The 15,648-nt window shown below is 69.7% G+C and carries 13 protein-coding genes; 5 read left to right on the top strand and 8 right to left on the bottom strand.

The genetic code is table 11. The features are described from left to right. Positions 1-46: 46 nt before the first annotated feature. From O7616_RS14235 to O7616_RS14225, 3 genes are all read right to left on the bottom strand, one after another. Positions 47-928 carry a transposase family protein gene (locus O7616_RS14235; protein ID WP_282303345.1) on the bottom strand — a complete coding sequence of 294 codons (882 nt, stop codon included), beginning with the start codon at positions 926-928 and terminating at the stop codon, positions 47-49. Positions 929-1,187: 259 nt separating this feature from the next. After that, positions 1,188-1,916 carry a tetratricopeptide repeat protein gene (locus tag O7616_RS14230; protein WP_282307222.1) on the bottom strand — a complete coding sequence of 243 codons (729 nt, stop codon included), beginning with the start codon at positions 1,914-1,916 and terminating at the stop codon, positions 1,188-1,190. 37 nt (positions 1,917-1,953) lie between these two features. Next, positions 1,954-2,715 carry a GNAT family N-acetyltransferase gene (locus O7616_RS14225; protein WP_282307221.1) on the bottom strand — a complete coding sequence of 254 codons (762 nt, stop codon included), beginning with the start codon at positions 2,713-2,715 and terminating at the stop codon, positions 1,954-1,956. 207 nt (positions 2,716-2,922) lie between these two features. Between O7616_RS14225 and O7616_RS14220 the strand changes: the two genes are divergently transcribed. The 4 genes from O7616_RS14220 to sodN all read left to right on the top strand — a co-directional run bounded on the left by O7616_RS14220 (position 2,923) and on the right by sodN (position 5,305). Beyond that, positions 2,923-3,372: a hypothetical protein gene (locus tag O7616_RS14220; RefSeq protein WP_282307220.1), complete on the top strand. Its 450-nt coding sequence runs from the start codon at positions 2,923-2,925 to the stop codon at positions 3,370-3,372. Positions 3,373-3,500: 128 nt separating this feature from the next. After that, the gene (locus tag O7616_RS14215) at positions 3,501-4,016 is read left to right on the top strand and encodes a hypothetical protein (protein WP_282307219.1); all 516 of its coding nucleotides are present in this window, start codon (positions 3,501-3,503) and stop codon (positions 4,014-4,016) included. A gap of 3 nt (positions 4,017-4,019) precedes the next feature. Further along, positions 4,020-4,835: an inositol monophosphatase family protein gene (locus O7616_RS14210; protein WP_282307218.1), complete on the top strand. Its 816-nt coding sequence runs from the start codon at positions 4,020-4,022 to the stop codon at positions 4,833-4,835. A gap of 65 nt (positions 4,836-4,900) precedes the next feature. Continuing rightward, positions 4,901-5,305 carry a superoxide dismutase, Ni gene (sodN, locus tag O7616_RS14205; protein ID WP_282261403.1) on the top strand — a complete coding sequence of 135 codons (405 nt, stop codon included), beginning with the start codon at positions 4,901-4,903 and terminating at the stop codon, positions 5,303-5,305. Positions 5,306-5,495: 190 nt separating this feature from the next. On the opposite strand, the gene O7616_RS14200 is transcribed toward sodN, so the two are convergent. After that, complete coding sequence (locus tag O7616_RS14200; RefSeq protein WP_282307217.1) at positions 5,496-7,049, bottom strand: pectate lyase; 1,554 nt, start codon at positions 7,047-7,049, stop codon at positions 5,496-5,498. 442 nt (positions 7,050-7,491) lie between these two features. Between O7616_RS14200 and O7616_RS14195 the strand changes: the two genes are divergently transcribed. Beyond that, complete coding sequence (locus O7616_RS14195) at positions 7,492-8,820, top strand: hypothetical protein (protein WP_282307216.1); 1,329 nt, start codon at positions 7,492-7,494, stop codon at positions 8,818-8,820. 61 nt (positions 8,821-8,881) lie between these two features. Here the strand turns inward: O7616_RS14195 and O7616_RS14190 are convergent, their stop codons facing one another. The 4 genes from O7616_RS14190 to O7616_RS14175 all read right to left on the bottom strand — a co-directional run bounded on the left by O7616_RS14190 (position 8,882) and on the right by O7616_RS14175 (position 15,607). After that, complete coding sequence (locus tag O7616_RS14190; protein ID WP_282307215.1) at positions 8,882-9,964, bottom strand: hypothetical protein; 1,083 nt, start codon at positions 9,962-9,964, stop codon at positions 8,882-8,884. A 58-nt stretch (positions 9,965-10,022) separates the two neighbouring features. Beyond that, positions 10,023-10,655, bottom strand: coding sequence for a hypothetical protein (locus O7616_RS14185; RefSeq protein ID WP_282307214.1), 633 nt, complete (start codon positions 10,653-10,655; stop codon positions 10,023-10,025). Between the two features lie 27 nt (positions 10,656-10,682). Next, entirely contained in the window at positions 10,683-13,106 is a 2,424-nt protein-coding gene (locus tag O7616_RS14180) for a family 43 glycosylhydrolase (RefSeq protein WP_282307213.1), read from the bottom strand. Between the two features lie 173 nt (positions 13,107-13,279). After that, complete coding sequence (locus O7616_RS14175; protein WP_282307212.1) at positions 13,280-15,607, bottom strand: family 43 glycosylhydrolase; 2,328 nt, start codon at positions 15,605-15,607, stop codon at positions 13,280-13,282. Positions 15,608-15,648: the final 41 nt, after the last annotated feature.

The raw sequence follows: 15,648 nt of genomic DNA, 5'->3' as shown, positions 1-15,648 counted from the left end.
GGTTGGTGGTGAGGTGATCTTTGGGTTGATCGTTTGCCGTGGGTGGTTAGCGGGTGGTGTGGGTTTGGGTGAGGACGGTGAGTGCGCGGATCAGGGTGGTGGCGTGGTGGTGGTTGCCGCGTAGTCGGTCGAGGATTCGCCAGTTCTTGAGGTCGTTGAAGGCGTGTTCGTTGGTTGCTCGTTCGCGGCTGATGAGGGTGTTGACGATTGTTTGGTGGCGGGTGAGGGGTTTGCCGCGGGCGGCGCGGCGGCCGGTGATGATGGTGGGTTGGTCGTGGGGGTGGCCGGGGTGAGCGCCGCGGGGGCGAGGTGTGTGGCTGATGCCGGGTTGGTCGTCGAGGCGGGTGAAGCCGAGGTCGCAGATGGCGGCGAGGTCGGCTGCGCGTAGGTGTGCGGGGATGCGGTTGCGGCGGGCGGCGGTGATTTCCGCGGTGCGTGCGGGTAGGGCTGCGGAGGTCCAGAGCAGGTTGCCGTTGAGGTCGGTGATGGCGAGGACGAGTAGGCCGAAGGTTTTGTGTTTACCGCTGTAATGGGTGCGGCGGCGGTGTCGGTCGTGGGGGCGTTGGACCGGGATGAGGGTGCCGTCGAGCAGGACTACCTCGCTGTGGTGGCGGGCGCGGCGCAGGACCCGTGACAGGCGGGGCATCTCAGCGGCCAGGACAGCGATGACTTGCGCGACCCATCGACGGACGGTGGAGGCGGATATGCCGTTGCCGGCGGCCAGGTCGTGAGGGCGTTGGTTATGGCGCAATACCGCCAGCACGATCATCGCCGCGCGGTGATCGGACAACTTGCGCCATCGGGAACGCACCCGTGAGCGGTGCTGACGGATCGCGTTGACGACCAGGGTCAGGGTCTTCGTGGACAGCGCAAGGCTCGACTGGTAGACAAGCGGCGAGCCCTCGGCCACCGGGTTTTTGTGTGTCACGACCGAACACCCTGGCCGAGGGCTCATCTATCTTCTGCACGCCACACCGTCACCACCGGCAAACGATCACCGCGAAGATCACCAGCGGTTGACCTGCTCCATCCCCGCCACCCCCGCACCGTCAAGACCCCCTGACCAGCCAACTCAGGATGGAACTACCCCAGGGATGTTGCTGTCTCACGAGCTCCGGAGGCAGCAACATCCACGAAGTTGCGCGGATCTAGGCCGCGCGGGGCGCGGGGCGCGGGGCGCGGGGCGATCAGCGGTTGTCGTAGCCGAAGGCTGTTCGCGGGTCGAGGCGCCGGCCCTCGGCGTACCCCTCGTCGAACGCGGCGGGGCCGAGCGCCTGGATCGCGGCGGCGCGCATCGTGGCGAGATCGGCCGCGTCGTCCGGGTCCGGCACCTGGCCGATCGCCGCGAACGCGGCGTCCGTGACACCGATCATCCGCGCCGCCCGCGAGTGGTCGCCCTCGGCCGACGCGAGCGCGGCGCCGGCGACGCAGACGTACGGCACGAAGTCGGCCCAGTCGTTGCGGAACACCCGTTCGCGGCTCTCGGCGAACAGCGTCCTCGCCGCGTCGAGGTTGCCCAGCCCCAGCTCGCAGAACGCCAGGTTGTGGTACTCGGAGTTGACCGTCTGGGGTCGGCCGAGCGTCTCGTTGAGCGCGATGCTCTCCCGGTACAGGTCCCGGGCGCGAGCGAGGTCGCCGGACATCCGCGCGACGGCGGCCAGGACGTGCCTCGGCCGTTCCTCGAGGCTGCGGTCGCCGGAGCGCAGCGCCACCTCCAGCGCCGCCCGCGCACGGGTCTCCCCGCCGGGCAGATCACCGCCGCGAATGGCGACCCGGGCGAGGCTGTAGCGGGCCTCCACCTCGCCTGCCGGGTCACCGGCCGCCTGCGCCCGCTCGATCTCGGCCTCACTCATGCGCACCACGGCGTCGGTCTCGCCCCGCCGGAAGGCCGAACGCACGTCCTCACTGAAGCTCACGGCCTTCTCCCCCATCACGAATGGCTCGGTGGCGGCGTCACCGCGCCGTGAACATGGTCCAGTTCTCCACGAGCGCGAACCCCATCGACTCGTAGAGCGGCCGGCCCATCGGGCTGGTGTGCAGGTATGCGGCGTTCGCGCCGGCAGCGATGCCGTCGCGCAGCACCGTTTCGGTGAGCGTCCGGCCGAGGCCACGACCCCGGGCGGACGGGACGACGCCGATGTTGAACACGCCGATCACGCCGGAGGTGAGCATCCCGAGGGCGGTGCCGACGGGCCGGTCGGACTCCTCGGCCAGGTAGCCGGTGATGCCGTCGGTGTCGAGGACCGCTCCGCCCATCAGCGGCCCGAAGCTGCCTTCGGGTGCCTCGAAGCTCTCGGTGAGAGCGTCGGTGTACGTGTCGTTCTCGGCGGCGCCGACCCGGCGTACCAGGGCCTGCTGGGTCGAGACGGGCCGGAACACGATGTCGTCGGTGGCGCAGGCCAGGAAGGGCATGACGCTACGTTCGCGCAGCCCGTGCCGGGCCGCGAGGTCGACGACCGGCTCGCCGGCCGCACCCCGAACCATGATCGACCAGTGCGGGATCTGCCTGGCCACCTCGATCGCCAACGCGTCGAGTGACTCGAGATCCGGGTCGGTGGTCAGGGCGAACACCCCGTTGAGCGACGCGAGGCCGGCGTGGGTGATCCCCGCACGAGCGGTGCCGCGTTCGGCGTACCAGCCCTTCGGGGTCACCCGGCAGAGGGCCTCGATGGCGTCGAAGTACGCCGTCGCCAACCGGTCGGCGGTGGTGCCCATTCCCTCTTCTCCCCCATGCAACGGTCGTCCTGCCGAGGCGGTAAACCTAGTCAGCGACCGGGTACGTGAGCAAACGTGACGATCCGGGCAGGTGACGGAGGCTCCGCACCGATCAGGAATCGAGAAGCCCCGGGACGTACGCCCGGCCTAGCCTTTCCCCAGACGGCCGGCAGTACGCCGAGTCGGACGACGAGAGGGAGACCGAACATGTCCGGGAAGACCACCGCCACCGAATCCGACGGCTTCACCGCCGAGGAGCGCGCCGCGATGAAGGAGCGTGCCGCCGAGCTGCGCGCCGAGGGCAAGAAGGGCGCGAAGAAGGCCGACGGGCTGCAAGCGGTGCTCGACCGGATCGCACAGATGGAGCCGAAGGATCGCGCGCTGGCCGAGCGCGTACACGTGACGGTGACCGCCGCCGCCCCGGACCTGTCGCCCAAGACCTGGTACGGGATGCCCGCGTACGCGAACGAGGACGGCAAGATCGTCGTCTTCTTCCAGGACTCCGGGAAGTTCAACTACCGGTACTCGACGCTGGGCTTCCAGGACCCCGCCAACCTCGACGACGGAGACCTGTGGCCGGTGGCGTACGCGCTGCAGAGCTGGAGCCCCGAGGTGGAGAAGAAGATCACCGCTCTGGTGCAGACGGCGGTCTCCTGATCTCCGCGGGCATCGGGGCAGCGGCCCTGGCACGACCGGCCTGAGGTGCGCGATGATCGGGATCGGAGCTGAGGGAGGCGGACAGTGCGGACGACGGGGCGCGGGCGAGCGGTGAGACGAGCCGCCCGATGACGGCGAGGGCAGGCCAGGCATTCGACACCGGTCGGGCGGTGTCCGACATCGAGTCGCTGCTCGCCGCCGAGTTGCCCACGGACGGCGACCCGGTCAGCGAGGGAGACCCGGCCACCGGGGAGTGGACCGGCACCCGCGGGGCGGGCTTCCGGATCGTTCCGATCTGGGAGGGCGACGACCTCACGGGTGTGTACGGCACCGACTGGACCGAGGCGGAGGATGCCGCCATGGCGAACCTGGCCCTCGTCGAGGGTGAGCTGGACCGTCGGTGGGGCCCGCACCGGAGGGTCTCCATGCGCGTGCCGCTGTTCCGGAAGCAGGCCGGCACACCGATGCCGGCGCTGTTCCAGTCTCTGTCCGACATGGACTGCTACGGCGACCTGACGGTGTGGGGCCCCACGGCGACCGAGGGTCGGTGGGTGGCGGTCTCGGTCAACCAGTGCGACGGCGACGCTCCGATGATCATGACGGCGATGGTCAGTCGGTTCGCGATCACCGAACTGCCGGAGTGACGGGTGACGACCACTGATCACGCCTTGGCCATCGCTGCGGCGGAGGCCGGAGCCGCAGTCGTCCGCGCTCGATACGGGTCGTCGCTGACCCGCTTCAGGAAGGTCGGAGACGACTTCGCCACCGCCGCCGACATCGACGCGGAGAAGGCCGTCCTCGCCGTCCTACGCGACGCGCGTCCGCAGGACGCCGTGGTGGGTGAGGAGAGCGGCCGTACGGGCACGGGCGGAAACGGACGCACCTGGCTGGTCGACCCGCTCTGCGGCACGGTGAACTACGCGGCCCGCACCACGTTGGTCTCGGTCAACGTCGCGCTGCACACCGGGACGGGCAGCGCCGTGGCCGCGTCGGCGGACCCGTTCAGCGGTGAGGTGTTCTGGACCGACGGCAGCGCCGCGTACGTCCGCTGCGCCGGCACGGACGAGCAAGTCGTCCCATCGGCCGAGTCGAAGCTGGTCGACGTCAATCTCGACCCGCCGTTTCCCAGCCGGGACGTCTTCCTGGCCGCCCGGATGCTCGCCGACGACGACTTCATCGACCGGTTCCACCCACGGGTGGTCTCCACCAGCCTGGCCGTGGCGTGGGTCGCCGCCGGCCGCCGCGCCGCCTACCTGACGGACCGCCGCGACCTGAGCCGCAGCGTCCACTTCGCGGCCGGAATCGCCCTCTGCCAGGCGGCCGGTTGTGTGGTCACCGGGCTCGACGGCCGACCGCTGCACACCGGTGGGAACGGTCTCGTCGTCGCGGCCGACGAGCCGACCCACGCCGCCCTGCTGACCCTCGTCAGGAGACAGCGGACCGCGACGGCGCGCGACAGTTGACATGAAGTGGGGTTGAGGTCTTAGCCTCCCGTCCGTCACCTCAGCCTGTCGTCGGAGGGAATCTGATGCACCTGCCACGCCTTCTCCGCCCGCGTACCGTCGCGAGCGCACACTGCGACCTGCCCTGCGGCGTCTACGACCCGGCCCAGGCCCGGATCGAGGCCGAGTCGGTCAAGGCGATCTCCGAGAAGTACCAGGCCAGCGACGATCCGGAGTTCCGTACCCGCGCGTTGCTCATCAAGGAGCAGCGCGCCGAGTTGGTCAAGCACCACCTCTGGGTCCTCTGGACCGACTACTTCAAGGCGCCCCACTTCGAGAAGTACCCCCAGCTGCACGACCTCTTCAACGAGGCCACCAAACTGGCCGGCGCCGGGGGCGCGAAGGGCGCCGCCGACCCGGAGGTAGCCGAGCGGCTCCTCGGCAAGATCGAGGAGATCTCGAAGATCTTCTGGGAGACCAAGCAGGGCTGACGGCGCGGAACCGGATGGCGCCGGCCACCCGGTTCGACGCCCCGGCAGGCGGGCGTTAGCGGGCCGCAACCGACAGACGGCAACCGCCGCGGGTGCGGCAGTGAGCGGTATACCGCAGAGTCATATTCATACCTCTGCGGTATACCGCTCACCAGCACGTCGGCCCGAGCCCGGTCCGTTCGACTCGGGATCAACTGGCGTACGTCTCGAATTCGGCCACTCTGGGCGTACCACCGGAGCTGTTGATCTTGAAATTGATCTTGTTCAACGAGGTCGCGGAGAAGGTGATCGACCCGGCCCCGCTACCGGAGGCCAGAACGGCCCCGTTGTCGTTGTTGACCAGTTGCCACGACCCGATCGAGCCCTGCGTGCCGGACGGCTCTCGGATGATCACCCGGGACACCCGGGTGGCGGTGCCCCACTTGATCGAGATGGTGCCGGTCGACCCGGCCGGTGACCAGTAGGTGTTGATGTCGCCGTCGCGCACGTTGCCGTAGCTCGTCCCACTGGCCTTGCTGGAGCCGTCGGCACCGGCGCCGATGCTGAGGTTGGTTCCGCCGGACGGCGGTGGGGTGGTCGGCGGCGGCGTCGTGGGCGGAGGCGTGGTCGGCGGCGGGGTGGTGGGCGGCGGGGTCTGCGGGGAGCAACCGCCGTCCGACACCCGCAGGCCGGTGTTGGCGCCCACGGTCTGCCGGACGACGTCCGGCACACAACTCGCTGCGTCGAGGCGGTACGGGTACGGGATGCTCACGGTGGTGGTGGACGTCAGGTTGGGGCCCGCGGGGTAGGTCTCGCTGCCGGCGCCGGACCAGGTCACGTTGTCGAGGATGTTGCCGCTGACCTGCCAGTAGCCGCGCTCGCTGGTGTAGAAGGTGCCCAGGACGTCCTTGGAGTCACGGAAGTAGTTGTTCTCCACCTTGGCCTTGGCGCCGGCCCGGGAGTTGATGCCCGACTCGTGCAGGCTCACATAGTGGTTGTTGTAGATGTGGGCCGTGCCGCCGCGCAGCAGCGGCGTACGGGAGTCGATGTTCTCGTACAGGTTGTGGTGGTAGGTGATGAAGCCGTTCGACAGGTCGCTCTCACTGGACCCGACGAGGCCGCCCCGACCGGAGTTACGCAGGATGCTGTAGGACAACGTCACGTACTGGGTGTTGTCCTTCATGTCGAAGAGCCCGTCGTACCCCTCCGACTCCCCACCCGACGCTTCCAGGGTCACGTGGTCGACCCAGACGTTGCGGACCGTGCTCTCCATGCCGATGGCGTCCCCACCGTTGGAGGTGGGTGAGCCCGACTTCTTGACGTTCCGGATGGTGACGTTCTGGATGATGATGTTGCTGGAGTCACGGATGTGGATGCCGAGCTGGTCGAAGAGGGCTCCGCTGCCGACCCCGATGATGGTGACGTTGCTGATCTGCTTGAGCTCGATCACGCCCGCCGCGGTGTTGCAGCTCGACCCGGACACCTTGCTGGTGTTGCCGTGGTTGATCGTCCCGGTCACCTCGATGACGATCGGGGTGCTGCTGCTGGCCCGTCCACACAGGGCGGCGTGGATCGCCGTCCCCGTGGTGGCCCGCACCGTCTGCCCGCCCGCGCCGCCGGTGGTCCCGCCGTTCTGGGTGGCGTAACCGGTGGCGCTGCCGACCGCGGCCGACGCCTGGGGGGTGGGCAGCGCCACCCCGACCGCGATCCCCACGGCCGCCGTGGCCAGCGCCGCCTGAAGTCGCCACGCAACGTGTCGTCTCATCTCGCCTCACCTTCGCATTCGTCCCGCCCAAGGCGTCACCCCGACGGTCACCACGACCACACCGCCACGGCATTAGGAATAGGCGGATGTGAATCACAGAAGAATTCATCGAAGTCGCATCAGCCCTGGTGGATGCAGGGTTTGACCAGGCGGTCGCAGCGCCACTGTCGACACTGATCGCCCGGCCTTTAACGGAAACATCGATGTAACGCAATCGTAGGAAAGCGGTTTCCGGAAAGGCAAGGGTTCACGCTTGCAGGTTTGTTGCAGTGCCGGAGGGCCCGGCCCGGCCCAAACCCCGGCGGCAACCCCGCGCCTCCGGTATTGACACCGCACGGCGCGCCATCGATGCTCTGCTAAATCAGTTTAGCGGCGGTCCCGAACCCGTCTGCCCAGCGCGACCGCCGTCGGCTGAGCGCACCACCACCGAGAAAGGACTCGCATGAGACTCCGAAACGGACTCATCCCGCTCGCCGCCACCCTCGTGCTGGCCGCCGCCTCCGGCACGGCGTACGGCAGCCCTGGCGACAAGCCCGGCACCGAGGACGCAATCCGCAGCATCACCCCGATCACCACCGTCTACACGTACGGCCAGAAGGTCTCGGCGGTCGCGATCGAGTACGGGGCGACGGTCAATCCCCGCACCCTCGACACCGGCACGTTCTCGGTGCGCGACACCGTCTACAACTTCCGCTTCAACCCGGTCGAGGACCTGCCGAAGCTGGCCGACCGGACCGTCACCCACACCTACACCAACGGAGTCGCGGACACGCGTAGCGACCACCGGTCGACGCCGGGCAGGTACGTCATCGTCGAACTCGACCCCGCCGACACCGGCGGCAACACGGTCATCGTCTCCAAGTGCCCGACGTTCCTCTGCACCGTGAAGGTCAACCCCGAGCTGCCCACCCGGGTCGTGCAACGCAAGGACGTGCACGCCCAGCCCGGCCGAGGAGCCGGCAAGGGCCCGGTCCTCGCCCGGGCCACCCCGCGCGAGTCCCGGCCGGTCACCGAGAAACCGGTGAACCACCTCGTCGACGAGTTCACCTACGGCTCGTACCTCAGCGGCGGCATGGTGCTGCCGTACCACTACCGCCTGCCGAAGAACTACCAGCCCGGCCGCACGTACCCGCTGATGGTCGTCCTGCCCGGTCACGGGATGGGCTGGGACGGCGACAACCTCGGCGTCCAGCTCGCCGCCGACATCCCGGCGACCGCCTGGCTGCAGCCGCAGTGGACCGGCAGCTCCGAGGACGTCATCGTCCTGGCACCCCAGCACCAGCGGGTCGGCGGTGCCGCCGAGGCGGACCTGCTGATCAAGCTGCTCGACCAGTTCGTCGGCGAGTTCGCCGTGGACACCCGCCGGGTGTACGCGACCACCGTCTCGTACGGTTCCCAACTGCTCTGGGCGGCGTTCGCCAAGCGGCCGGACCTGTTCGCCGGTGGTCTGGTGACCGGCGGCTTCCCGGTCAACGCCGCGCAGGCGACGGCCATCGCCACGGCCGAGGTGCCGGTGTGGATCACGCACGGCGAGCACGACCACCTGCTCAACGTGTCGGGCGCGCGCAACTCCACGACGCTGCTGCGGCAGGCGTACGAGGCCCGGGGTAAGAGCCCCGAGCAGGCCGCCGACCTCGTGCGCTACACCGAGTACGCCGACAGCGCGTTCACGTCGCCGGACTACCACGCGGCGTTCGGCCCGACCTACGAGGACAGCGGCATCCTGCGGTGGCTCCTCGCGCAGGCCAAGCCCGCCACCGCCGGCAACTGACGGCGCGGTCCGGGCGACGTCTCACCGTTGATCGGGCAGCGCTGCTCCAGCGCGCGGTCGGTCATCGGGAGGCGTCGCCCGGGTCGGGTTCGGCATCAGCCGGCGCACCGCCGACGAGCACGGAATCCTGGGCCTCCCGCCGACCCTCCTGCCGGGCGCGGTCGAGCAGTGCGGCCAGCCGACGCCGCCGGTGCCGGGCCACCGCCCGCAGGCCCAGGAGCACAGCGGCGAGCAGGCCCAGGAGCGCGAGTTGTGCCCAGGGCACGGCCCAGGTGGTGACGGTGGCGGACGTCTGTCGCAACTCGGCGCCGGCCTGAGCGTCACCGAGCAGTGTCGGTGAGGTGCTGACCGTCGTCCGGACGCGGCCCAGCGCCCAGACACCGGCGGCGCGGGTCTCGAACTGTCGTCGGCCGCCGGGAAGCAGCTCCTCGACCTCAGCGGTGGCGTCGTGGTCGGTCCGGCCGAGGAGGTCGGACACGGTCACCCGGCTCGTCCCGCCGACCCAGACGTTGCCGTCGTTCTCGACCGTGTAACGGACCCGGACCGTGCCGCCGGCGAAGGGATTCCACGACGGGGTGTAGGCGGCGCGCAGGTCCCGGACGGGCAGCGCGGCCTGGGCGGTTCCGTTGACCCGCACCATGACCCGGAAACCGACCCGGCTCTCGACGTTGACGGTGCCTCCGGTGCTGGTGACCGTCGCGGCGATGCCGGCCGGGTGATCGCCCGGCGTGGCGTCGATCGGCACCGAGATCGTGAACGGCACCACAGTCGTCTCCTCGGGGCCGACGGTGACCCTCTCCTGGACGTCGATCCAGGTGCCACCGTCGACCGACGGGCGGTCCGACGACAGCATGTTGAAGCGGCCCTTGTCGGTGAGGTAGCCGTCGGCGGCCTTCAGCGAGAACGCGACAGCGGAGCGGCTGAAGTTGCGGACCGCCAGGTGCTCGGTCACGGTCTGCCCCGGGTCGAGGCTGGCGTTGACCCACCGGCGTTGGTCCGGCCCGGTCGGGGTGGCCGGCTGGACCGTCCAGGTCAGGGCCTTCGGGTCCGGCTCCGCCACGGCCGGCGCGGCCGGGGCGACCGCCACCGTGAGGGTCGCGACGGCGAGGACGGTGAGCGCCCGGCGCAGCGGGGTGACGGTCATGGCGACAGTCCTTCGGCCCGGGGTCGGCGGGGGCCTGGTCCAGGCCCCCGCCACACCACTATTCGAACAGGGAGAGCGTGAGCGTGGAGCTGTACTCGCCGGCGGCGACCTCCGCGGGCGTCCGCAGGTACAGGTCGGCGTTGACGGAGTACGAGTCGCCGGCGACCGCCTCGGAGTCGAAGGCCGAGACCAGCAGTTCCTGGTCGACGAGGCCGACGTTGTTGCCCGGCACCGTCTCCTCGTCCAGGGTGGTCACCACCTCCTCGCCCTCGGTGACCAGGCCGGTCTCTCCGCCGTCGATCAGCCGGGGCTTCCAGCCGAGGTGGTCGGCGGTGATCGGCGTCTGACCGGCGTCACCGGTGAAGGCGGTCGCGTTGCCGAGCACCGCCCAACCGGCGCCGTCGGGCACCTCGTCGGCGACGCGGGTGTCGGTGACCGTCACCGTCGGCAGCGTACCGACGAACTGGCGGACCAGCAGGGTCGAGCCGTCCTCGGACAGCGCGACGGCGTCCCCGGCGATCGAGAGGGCGAGGACGCCCGGCTCCCGGATCTCGTCGATGTCGACGGTGACCCGCACGCTGGCGTCGTCGCCGGGCTCGGCCACGGCGGGCGACGGCAACACCGCGGCCCCGCCCAGGACGGCGCCGACGGCACCGGCCGCGAGCATCTGCCGCCGCTTGGATGTGTTCATCTGATCTCCGTTCTCCTCGGTGTGGGGTCATCCACCGCAGGTGCCGGCGGGGTGTTGCACGGTGCGTACCGTCGTCACGTCCTGTCCACCGACCGTCCCGGTCACCCGGACCGTCGCCGAACCCGCCGGGACCGACGCGGCGCGCGTGTTGAACGACTGGTAGGCGTTAGCCCCGGGCGCGACGGTCGCGAACGACCGCTGGCCGTACGAGGTCTCCAGCGCGATGCCCACCGGCGCGTCGTGGTCGTTGCGCGCCTGCACGGCCACGTACGCCCGGCCGGCCACGCACCGGGTCGACGCGGTGACCGTGGCGGGCAGTCCGGGCTGGGTGGCCGCTGCGAAGGCCCAGTTGTCGATCTCGAGGAGGTCGACGCCGGCCGGGCCGCTGTAGGTGAAGTAGACGTCGTGCACACCGCTGACGCCGTCGAGCTGCGCGGTCACCTCCGCCCACTGGCCGACGGGGGTGTCGACGGCGATCGTGCCGACGACGGGACCGGCGACGTCGTCCAGCCGGACCTGGACCTGACCGCCGGCGGCGAGGGCCCGCACCCGTGCCGTCACGCTCTGCGCGCCCTCGTCACCGAAGTCCACCGACGACAACGCCGTCCAGTCGCCGTCGTCGACGTCGCGGACCGCCAGGTTCGGCGCGGTGCCGCCGAACTGGGCGGAGCCGCCGTCGACCGGCACGGTCGCGACACCCTTGCTCCAGCCGAAGGTCTCGGCCTCGAAGACGCGGTACGGGTCGAAGTCGCGGACCTGGTCCACACCGGCGTACGTGCCGACGACCTGCTGGATCGTGCCGTCCGGGTTGAAGGCCAGCTCCTGGATGTGCGGGCTGCGGTATCCCTGGGTGGTGTTGCCGTTGATGCGCTTGTTCAGCGTCGGCGCGTGGTAGGTGAAGTAGTACCTACCCTCGAACTCGAACACCGACTGGTGGTTGTTGCCACCGGTGCCGCTACCGAAGAACTGCGACTGGTTGGGGAAGAGCACCCCGGCGTAGGTCTCCTTCGGCCACGACATCGGGTCGTCCGAGATCATGTAGCCGATCTGGCCGCCTCCGGGGTAGCCGGGAAGTGGTTGCTGACTGCCACCGAAGTCGTTGCCGCCGAAGTGCGACGAGTACGAGAAGTAGTACCTGCCCGCGCGCTTGAAGACGTGACCGGCCTCGAACGCGACGGGCGCGTCCACGACCGCGGCCCTCCCCTCGGTCGCGACCATGGAGTCGGCGAGTTCGATCGCCCGCAGGTTCTTCGGGTTGTTGAAGCGTTCGGCCGGCGGCATGTTCGTCGACGCGGGGCCACCACCGAAGTAGAGGTACGGCTGACCGTCGTCGTCCACGAACGGCGCCGGGTCGAACTTCCAGGCGACGTCCTCGGCACCGGGGGTGCTGCCGTTGATCAGCGTGCTCGTACGCTCGCTGGTCCACGGGCCAAGCGGTGACGCACCGGTGATCACGTTGCTGGAGCCACCGCCGTTGGCGTAGTAGAGGAAGAACTTCTCCACACCGTCGACCACCTTCTTGGCGATGCCCGGCGCCCACGAGTTGGCGGTGAACGGCGCCACCCCGTTCGGGCCGGCGACCTGGATCTCGCCGTGGTCCGTCCAGTTCACGAGGTCCTCGGACGAGATGACCGTGATCTGGTTGATGTCGCCGTAGTTGATTCCCGGCGACACCCCCGTGCTCGGGTTCGGGGCGTACCCCTGGGTGTCGTTGGTCAGGTACATGTAGACCCGGCCGTCGTGCACGAAGCCGAAGCCGTCGGCGCCGAACTTGTGCCCGATCAACGGGTTGTGCTCGCCGGGCAGCTTCCCGACGACCTCGATTGTCTTGGAGGCCGGCGCGGGCGGGGCGGCGCCGACCACCGACACGTCGTCGAGCGTGAAGTCCATGAGGTGCAGGGCCGGGTCGGTGGACGGGGTGCTCGTCCACGGCGTCTCGAAGAACAGGCGGGCCGTCGAGACGTTCTGCCCCGCCGGGATGGTGAACGTCCCGTTGAACTGCGCCCACTGGCCCTTCGTCGCCGTCACGCTGACGAGGTTGGTGTAGGTGCCCCCGCCGTAGTGCATGGTGGCGAAGAACTGTTTCGTCGCCGGTCCGCTCTCGTTCTCGTACTTGATCCGGGCGGTCAGGGTGTACGCCTGACCGGCCTGCACCTTGCCGCTGAGGTCCTGCATCGGACCGGACCCGGTGGTGGTCCGGCTGGTGACGAGCACGGCGCTCGCTCCGGAGTAGGCGTCCGACGTCGCCGTGAGCTGGGCGCTGTCGGTGGCGTTCCCGTTGTTGACGAACCAGTTGGTCAGGCCGTTCTCGAACCCGCCGTTGACGATGAGATCGGTGTCGGCGGCCTGGACCGGCGCCGACGTGGTGACGAGCCCGGCGGCCAGCATCAGGCCCACCGTCGCGATCGCCGCGACCCTCCCTCGGGTCGCTCGTCGCAGTCGTTGTTCCACGAAACGTCCTCCTTCATCTCTGACATGCGGTCATCGGTGTACGGGGGATCGGTGGTCGTGCGTCCTCGGGTGGTCCGGACATCGGGGGTCGCTGCCGCATCGGCTCGCACCGGAACGGAGCTGTCGTACGCCGCCCACCGGTGGCCGGTGGGTGGTGGGTGGTGGGTGGTGGGTTATCCGCCGCAGGTGGCGGCGGGATGCGACGCGGTGCGCACCGTGGTCACGTCCCGGCCGCCGACGGCACCGGTGACCTGGACCGTCACCGAACCGGCCGCCACCGACGTCGCACGTGTGTGGAAGGACTGGTAGACGTGGGAGCCGGGTGCCACAGCGGCGAAGGACCGGTCTCCGTACGGCGTCCGCACGGTGATCCCGACCGGCTCGTCGTTGTCGTTACGGGCCTGCACCGCGACGTACGCCTTGCCGCCCAGGCACCGCACCTGGGCGCTGACCGTCACCGGCAGCGCCGCGAGCACGCCGAGGCGGGCCAGTTGGTAGCTGAGAGCCCGCTCCGGCGCGTCGATCTCGTTCTGGGTGCCGAACCCGCCGGCCCGTGCCGACGTCGCCGCCGCGAGGGCCGACCGCGTCGCCGCCCACGCGTCGGCCGGGTAGTGGCGCGCGTCGAGCGTCTGCGCGTGGGCGATGGCCGCGTCGAGAGCGGTGGTGTCCAGCGGACGACCCTGCGCGGTCAGCGTGTCGCTGAGCAGGTAGTCGTCGAAGTCGACCCGTCCGCCGGTCTCCTGCGTCGCGTAGGTGAACAGGCCGACCCGGTGACCCATGAAGTGCGCGAGACTGCCGTCCAACGTCTGCGGACCGACGCGGTCGCCCAACCGGGTCCACTGCACGCCGTCCAGGCTGTAGTAGAACGTCGTCCACAACTGCCCGACCGGCGAGGCGAAGTCCAGGTCCGCCTTCACCTGCACCTCTGTCGCGTCGCCGAGCGCCACGGTCGTGCCCGGGAGGAACGCCTCCAGGGTCGACTGGTCGAGGTCGACCGCGAAGGGCTGCGACCTGTTCACGACGCCGAGAGTGTTCACGCCGCCGACACGCTTGACCGCCACGTACGAGAACCCCCGGTTGTACGCCGCCAGGCCCGCCACGTCGCCGTCGCGCATCCCGGAGATGTCCATCCGCGTCTGCACCGACTGCCGTGGCCCGAACGTCCGCTGCGAGAGCGTGTTGCGGGCCTCCTCGAACCAGGCCAACTCGGCCCGGTTGGACAGCTTCGTGTAGACGTACCGGCCGGTGACCACCGTGCCGGTCGTCAACCTCAGCCAACCCTCGCGGTCGGTGAGCGACCAGTGCCTGTTGTCCGGGGCATGGTTCCACTCCCACGCCAGGTCCAGCCGCGAGCCGTTCGGCGCGACCTCCGCCGGGTCGAGCGGCGCCGGGACGGTCCACTGCTCGTCCTGGTATGCCTTGTGGGGCGCGTCGTTGGCGAAGTCGTCCGAGGCGACGATGCTCTTCTGCCGCTCGAACACCTCCTCCGCCGGGCTCAGTCGGATCGGCTTGTCGAACAGGCCGTTGACCGGCACGACCCCGTTGGTGCCGAAGGTCGGCCAGCCGTCCTGCCAGGTGGCGGGGATGAGCGCCGGGATCCGGCCGATCGGGAACGTGTCGCGGAAGAACATGCCGTGCCAGTCGGTCCGCCCGCCCTCGCGACCGATCGGCACCAGGCTGCCCTGGGCGAAACCGTTCGAGTTGAGCACACCGCGCGCCTCGTAGGTGTTCACCCCACCGGCTGACGTGTAACGCCCGAGCAGGTCCTTCGAGCGGAACATGACGACCTGGCGGCCCTGCCCGGACGGCCAGGTGATGATGACGGCGTAGTACCAGCCGTCGATGTGGTAGAACTGCGCGCCCTCGAACAGGCCACCGATGAACGGCTGCCCGGCGTAGTTGCTCGCCGTGAAGATGTTCGGGAAGTCCTGCTCGATGGCCGTCAGGCCGGCGTTGAGGCGTACGGCGCTGGTGCCACCCGAGCCGTAGAAGATGTACGGCGTGCCGTCGACGTCGAAGAACAGCGACGGGTCGTGCAGGCCACGGCCGAGGGAGGTGCGCTGCCACGCGCCGTTCTCGATGTCGTCGGTGCGGTAGAGGTAGGCCCCGTTGAGGTTGTTGGTGTTGAAGGCGACGTAGAACATGCCGTCGTGGTAGCGCAGCGACGACGCCCACTGGCCCTGGCCGTACGAGTTCTGGCCGTTGCGCAGCGAGAAGGAGTCACCGACGCTCGCCCGGTCGAAGACGTAGTTGACGATCTCCCAGTTGACCAGGTCGTACGACTTCATGATCGGCGCGCCCGGGCTCAGATGCATCGTCGTGCTGATCATGTAGTAGACGTCCCGGCCCTCGTCGTTCTCGGCGGCCGGCACGCGCTCGACGCTGATGTCCGGCACGTCGGCGTTGAGCAGCGGCACCGAGTACGTGCCGGCGCCGGTGTCGGTCGAGGTGTACGACGATCGGGGCGACCACGCGTCCGCGGCCTGCGCGGCGGTGGGCACGGTCAGCAGGCTCAGGCCGAGTAAGAGGGTTGATGCGAACG

Source organism: Micromonospora sp. WMMD964 (assembly GCF_029581455.1).
Lineage (GTDB): Bacteria > Actinomycetota > Actinomycetes > Mycobacteriales > Micromonosporaceae > Micromonospora.
Note: the sequence above shows the minus strand (reverse complement) of the source record. Positions and strands in the feature narration are given on the sequence as shown.

Coding starts and splice junctions, on each gene's coding strand:
- O7616_RS14225 (WP_282307221.1), bottom strand. CDS start 2,715: ATGGGCACCACCGCCGACCGGTTGGCGACGGCGTACTTCGACGCCATC.
- O7616_RS14220 (WP_282307220.1), top strand. CDS start 2,923: ATGTCCGGGAAGACCACCGCCACCGAATCCGACGGCTTCACCGCCGAG.
- O7616_RS14215 (WP_282307219.1), top strand. CDS start 3,501: ATGACGGCGAGGGCAGGCCAGGCATTCGACACCGGTCGGGCGGTGTCC.
- sodN (WP_282261403.1), top strand. CDS start 4,901: ATGCACCTGCCACGCCTTCTCCGCCCGCGTACCGTCGCGAGCGCACAC.
- O7616_RS14200 (WP_282307217.1), bottom strand. CDS start 7,049: ATGAGACGACACGTTGCGTGGCGACTTCAGGCGGCGCTGGCCACGGCG.
- O7616_RS14195 (WP_282307216.1), top strand. CDS start 7,492: ATGAGACTCCGAAACGGACTCATCCCGCTCGCCGCCACCCTCGTGCTG.
- O7616_RS14190 (WP_282307215.1), bottom strand. CDS start 9,964: ATGACCGTCACCCCGCTGCGCCGGGCGCTCACCGTCCTCGCCGTCGCG.
- O7616_RS14185 (WP_282307214.1), bottom strand. CDS start 10,655: ATGAACACATCCAAGCGGCGGCAGATGCTCGCGGCCGGTGCCGTCGGC.